Source organism: Rhizobacter sp. P3_C12 (assembly GCF_056402735.1).
In genome coordinates this window covers 1-2,850 of record NZ_JBFUGW010000474.1, presented here as the reverse complement: position 1 = coordinate 2,850, position 2,850 = coordinate 1, and the positions used below count along the sequence as shown (strand labels likewise).

Genomic DNA, 2,850 nt, shown 5'->3' with positions numbered 1-2,850 from the left:
GGCCTGCACGGCGAGAAGAGCGCCGACATGCTGGTCGCCGACGTGAACCGCGATGGCCGCGACGACATCCTGTGGTGGAGCAGCGACCCGACGCAGAACAAGGTGTACCTGAGCAACGGCGACGGCACGTTCACACCGTCGGCCAGCTTCAATCTGACCACCGCGAGCGACGTGCTGCAGCATCGCGACAGCTCGGCTGCGTTCGTGACCGGGGACTTCACCGGCAAAGGCGATGTGGAGATCCTGCGGCTGCGGGCCTCGCCGACACCGGGGGATGCGACAGCGAACCAGCTCTACGTGAAGGCGGGCACCTCGCTGCCGCCTGATCTGTTGACCAGCGTGACCTCGCCGGAGGGCCTGAAGACGACGCTCAGTTGGGTGTCGCTGGGCAGTTCGGCCCGCGGTGGGATCGGCGACCGGTATATGAGCGATCGCGGAGATGCGGCCAACGCGGCGGTGTATCCGCTGTTCGATGCGGTGCAGCCCGGCTACGTGGTCGCGACCGTCGACCGCGACAGTGGTGTCGGCAGCGGTACGGTGTCCGAAGAGTTCGGCTACCGCGGCTTCAAGGCAGCACACGACGGCCGCGGCCCGCGCGGCTTCCGCGAGGTGCGCAGCCAGCGGCCGGCAGCGGACGGCAGCGTCTTGTCGCAGTCGACGCAGGTCGCGCTGTCATACCCCTACATCGGGCAGCCCGCGCGCACGCAGAGCTGGCGCGGCTCGCTGAACCAGACATCGCCGCTGCTGTTGGCAAGCGAGGCCAACATCTATTGCGACGCCTCGGCGTCGACCACGGCCGAAGCGGCTGCGACTGTCGCCGCGCCGTGCCCGGTGCCGGCCACGGTACGGCTGCAGCGGCCGTACCTGTTCCAGAGCAGCAAGACTGCGCGCGAGCTGAACGGCGATGCGCTGCCCGGCACGACCGTGACAAGCCGCTACAACGAGAACGGTGACCCGAAGGAGATCGTGGCGATCACCACCGGCACGGCCGCGGGGAACGTGGCACAGACCATCACCGCGACGACCAAGCACGACTACGCCCTCAACAACATCGCAGACGACAACTGGGTGCTGGGTGGCGTGCAGCGCTCGACGCAGGAGCGCAGCGTGCCGAACAGTCTGGCGGCCATCGGTGCGAGTGCCGGCACGGCGCCGAATGCGACCGCGACGCGCGGCACGCCGCCGACGGCCACGCTGAGCGTGCCGGTCTTCACGGCCACGCAGATCGGGCAGAGCAGCGGCACCACGGCGACGATGAGCAACACCGGCGGCGTGGCGATCAACATCACGATGCCGACCGCCGCGGCGGTGTCGTCGGCGTCGGGCAGCGAGTTCGGCTTCGCGGGCACGACCTGCGGTACGACTTTGGCCGCCAACGCCTCATGCACGGTGAGCGTGACTTTCGCGCCTTCTGCGGCTGGTACGCGCACTGGCGGGTTGAACCTCAACACCGAGCTGGGCGTGAAATCGGCTGTGCTCTCGGGTACAGGCCAGGCACCGTCGGGCAGTCTGTCTGCCCTGGCTTTTGGTGACGTGGCCGTCGGCAGCGCACCGATGCAGGCTTCGACGCTCACCAACACCGGTGTCGGCCCGCTGAGCGTGACGGTGCCGGCTGCTGCCTCGGTCAGTGGCACGGACTTCGGTTTCGTCTCGACGACCTGCGGCAGCTCGCTGCCGGTGGGTGGCACGTGCGCGATCACGGTGCGCTTCCAGCCGACGGCCAATGCGGGGCGCAGCGGTGGCCTGAGCATCGGTACGGGTGCAGGGACTCTGTCTGCTGCGCTCAGTGGCACAGGCCTGCAATCGGTGATCGCGGTGAACGGCAATGGGGCGGCAAGCCTGTCGGCGCAGAAGAGTGGTGCGGCCGGAAGCGGCACGGTCACCTTCACGAACAGCGGCAACCAAGCGGCGACGCTTGCGATGTCGGGCCTCAGCGCGCCGTACTCGGTGAGCCCGGCCAGTTGCGTGGCGCCTGCGGGCGGTAGCTGTGCCGTGACGGTGTCGATGACGACGGCCGGTGCGATCGGCGCGCAAGGCGGCCAGACCCTGACGGCCACCGGTGGAACGACCGGTGCGGTATCCGCCTCGGTGGCGGGCACGCTGTACGGCTCGGCGATCTCGGTCACCGGCAACGGCGCGACCGGCTTGAGTGCCACGAAGGGCGGCAGCGCAGCCTCCGGCACGGTGAGCTTCACCAACAGCGGCAACCAGACGGTGACGCTTTCGATGTCGGGGCTCAGCGGCGCATACAGCGTGGCACCCACCAGCTGCACGGTCGACGTGGGAGGCACGTGTTCGGTGACGGTGTCGATGCGCACAAGCGACAGCATCGGCGCGCAAGGTGCGCAGACGCTGGTGGCGACCGGCGGCACGCTGGGTGCCGCATCGGCCACGGTGTCCGGTACGGTGACGGGCTCGGTCGCGACGCCCACCTTCAGTGGCCTGGCCTTTGGCACGGTGAACCAGAACTCGGCAGCCCCGACGGGACTGATCAACTGGCGCAACGACGGCAACGTGCCGATGACGCTGACGGGGCTGTCCAACCTGCCTGCTGCACTGAGCATCGTCGGCAACGGTTGCGGCAACGTCGCGCCGGGCAATGGCTGCTCGATGAACGTGCAGCTGGCGACTGGCACGCTGACGAACTTCAACCAGACGGTGAGCTCCGTGGGTGCGACGGTGAATGCCTTGATCACGGCCAGCGGCATGGTGCAGACCATTCCCGGTGCGCTGTTCAACCTGAGCACGGCTGCAGACCATTCCCGGTGCGCTGTTCAACCTGAGCACGGCGGCGACGTCGACGACCACGTACACGACGATCACGCTGACGGTGGCCAACCCGTACAGCGC

At 68.5% G+C, this 2,850-nt stretch carries 1 protein-coding gene; it reads left to right on the top strand.

The features are described from left to right. On the top strand, nucleotides 1–2,850 hold a 2,850-nt coding region (locus AC1DXV_RS33345), incomplete at both ends, for a choice-of-anchor D domain-containing protein (protein ID WP_477937833.1).